Here is a 239-nt window from a genome sequence, read left to right as displayed (position 1 = left end):
GTCAATCGTTCATCCCTTCAACGCTAGATAAGCTGCGCGAAGTTCGTAAGCGTATCGATGCGTCTGGTCGTAACATTCGCCTTGAGATTGATGGCGGCGTGAAAGTCGACAACATTCGCGAAATCGCTGAAGCGGGTGCGGACATGTTTGTTGCGGGTAGCGCTATCTTCAATCGTCCAGATTACAAAGAGGTGATTGATGAGATGCGTGCTGAACTTGCTAAAGTAGAAAGTAAGTAA

Annotated in this window: 1 pseudogene; it reads left to right on the top strand. The window is 47.7% G+C overall.

The window, feature by feature from the left end:
* Positions 1–239: pseudogene (locus tag MRS74_RS23660) on the top strand (ribulose-phosphate 3-epimerase); the annotation flags it as partial.

Source organism: Marinobacterium sedimentorum, assembly GCF_024267675.1.
Lineage (GTDB): Bacteria > Pseudomonadota > Gammaproteobacteria > Pseudomonadales > Balneatricaceae > Marinobacterium_A > Marinobacterium_A sedimentorum.
Note: the sequence above shows the minus strand (reverse complement) of the source record. Positions and strands in the feature narration are given on the sequence as shown.